This is a genomic window from Prauserella aidingensis (assembly GCF_024171865.1).
Lineage (GTDB): Bacteria > Actinomycetota > Actinomycetes > Mycobacteriales > Pseudonocardiaceae > Prauserella > Prauserella aidingensis.
On record NZ_JAMTCN010000065.1, the window covers coordinates 1 to 2,149 of the forward strand.

Genomic DNA, 2,149 nt, shown 5'->3' on the forward strand with positions numbered 1-2,149 from the left:
TTCCCAAGCTGAGAACGCGGGTTCGATTCCCGTCATCCGCTCCAACCACGAAGGCCCAGGTCAGAAGCCATCCACTTCGGACCTGGGCCTTCGTCATGTCGGGTCACAGCGAGCGAGCGTGCCGCCAGCGACCCGCGAGCTACGAGTTCGCGATGCCGTTCGGCACGATCGATGTCGGCGCGGTCAACTCCTGGGCCATCGACCACGAGGCCAACTGGCCCGTGCACTGCGCAGCCCTGATGATGCGCACCGACCTCGTGCGCGCCGCCGGCGGCTGGGCAGCCTCACCCATCGACGAGGACATCATCATGTTCTCCGCCCTGTCCGAGCTCTCGGCCGGCTACAACGACGAAACGGTCACCTGGCTGTACCGGATCCACGACCAGCAGACCCACAAGACCGAAACGTCCAGGCTGCACAGCCAGACCGGCCGGCAGATCGCGCTGCAGCGCATCCAGGCTCTATCCCGCGTCGGCCTGAACCTCAACGGCCAGCCCGTACCCCGCCGAGACTTCGACCTCGACATCGGCGAAGCCGCGAAGTACAACGTCGCACCCGGCACAACCTGGTGGCGCTAGATCCGAGTCGTCTCAAATGGTCCTATGACCTGCACATACATCTGTGGATCGTGTAGTGTCAGGATTTTTCCTTCAGATTGCCAACCACTCGTTCGAGGACTAGCAGCGAGGCCTCACACGGGTTTTGGCCGGTCTCGGCGCCCTCGGTGCCGATGGTGAGGGTCATAACCGCCGCGTACTCGTCGGCCAATCCGACCATCGAGGTGCAGGTCCGGTCATCGTCGTTGTCCCGGTATTGCACCACGGGGAACCCGCCGATCGGATCGGTCTCGGTGAACTGGTCCATCTTCGGCTTAGCGTTCGCGTACGCGGCGCTTATGCCTTGGCCACCGTTGACGTCGTAGTTCAGTGTGAAGCCCGCGTGGCTGCTCTGGTTGGACCAGCTACATCCCGGCCCGAGCGTCGACGAATCGGAACTTTTGCTCGTGACAGCGTCGCCTAGCAGTTCCTTGGCTTGAGCCTCCGTCAGCGCTTCGGTGCATACGTCGCCACCAAGGGCAGACTTCGGAAGCGGGTTATCGACGGCGGGCGCTCCACTGTGCGGCAGGTTCGATGAGGCTTCGCTACTAGCGGGCGCTGAGGACGGCGCCGACGGCGACAGGGAGCCCTCGGGCTCGGCCTGGCCGTCAGACTCGTTCGAACATGCCGCTGCCACGACCGCCACGGCGGCCAACACCGCGACCCTGACCGTGTTCTTCACCCGATCAGCCCTCCGCCAGACTTCTTAGCGTCCTTGCCTGCCTGTTCGTCCACCTCGTGATAGACGTCGAGCGCCTTTTGTAGCTTCTCGGCTATGTCAAGGTAGCGCTTCCACTGGGCCTCCATGCTCGTAGCGCCTATCTCGAACATTCCCTTCGCGACCGACTGGAACGACTCACTGCCTGGGTCCGTAGCGGGCGGCTCACTGTGGACCAGGTTCTTGGCCCGTTCGTGGTTCGTCCTCATCTCAGACACGATCCAGTTCGCCTTACGGACCATGCCTTCGGCGGTCTCCGGGTCCATCATGAACCCGCCAGCGACCGCCCCGGAGGTCACCTGGTCTTCGCCGAACAACCAGCCCTCCGCCGTAGCGGTACCCTTGTCGCCCTTGACTGCGAAGGCTGCTTGACCCCAGAAGTCATCGCCCTGCTTGCCTGCGTTGCTCGCGTCGTCTGCCATCCCGGTGCTCCCCCGTCGCGGTGCGCTGCGGCAGCCTAGCGTAGCGGGTTCCTGACGCACCGAAGGCCGATTCAGCGCGGATCACACGACAGCAGGCACCGGCCCGACGACCGTCGGCGCTGCACGACATCCCACCGGGCACCCAGGCGCCGACATCCGTAGATGAAGTGGGAGCGCTGCCGAATTGCCCTCTAAGAGATCAAGGGCGGCGCGCTTCGCGCGCCGCCGCCGGGGCACGCCCGGCCTCCCGCTGGCGCTCCGGCCGGCGGCCCCGGCTCGCACAACGAACGACACCGCCTGATCCTCAGAGCAACCCGGCAGCCGCCACTCACCACGAGCCGGCCCCTTCACGCCCGTCAGATCGTCTGACACCGCGCCGACCGCCTCAAGGGCGCCTACGGCGTCGCTACGCG

Annotated in this window: 2 protein-coding genes and 1 pseudogene; 1 reads left to right on the forward strand and 2 read right to left on the reverse strand. The window is 65.3% G+C overall.

Features of this window, described 5'->3' with window-relative positions; all coding sequences use genetic code 11:
* Positions 1 to 578, forward strand: a pseudogene (locus LY13_RS25370) (hypothetical protein); the annotation flags it as partial.
* Positions 579 to 636: 58 nt separating this feature from the next.
* Here the strand turns inward: LY13_RS25370 and LY13_RS25375 are convergent.
* Together LY13_RS25375 and LY13_RS25380 are read right to left on the reverse strand one after the other, a co-directional pair.
* Positions 637 to 1,278, reverse strand: a complete 642-nt coding sequence (locus LY13_RS25375; protein ID WP_253831084.1) for a DUF3558 domain-containing protein — start codon at positions 1,276 to 1,278, stop codon at positions 637 to 639.
* Entirely contained in the window at positions 1,275 to 1,736 is a 462-nt protein-coding gene (locus LY13_RS25380) for a hypothetical protein (RefSeq protein ID WP_253831085.1), read from the reverse strand. The genes LY13_RS25375 and LY13_RS25380 overlap by 4 nt, the downstream gene beginning before the upstream one ends.
* Positions 1,737 to 2,149: the final 413 nt, after the last annotated feature.

Bases quoted from the DNA above. Each gene is read 5' to 3' on its own strand.
- LY13_RS25380 (WP_253831085.1), bottom strand. From the start codon at position 1,736: ATGGCAGACGACGCGAGCAACGCAGGCAAGCAGGGCGATGACTTCTGG.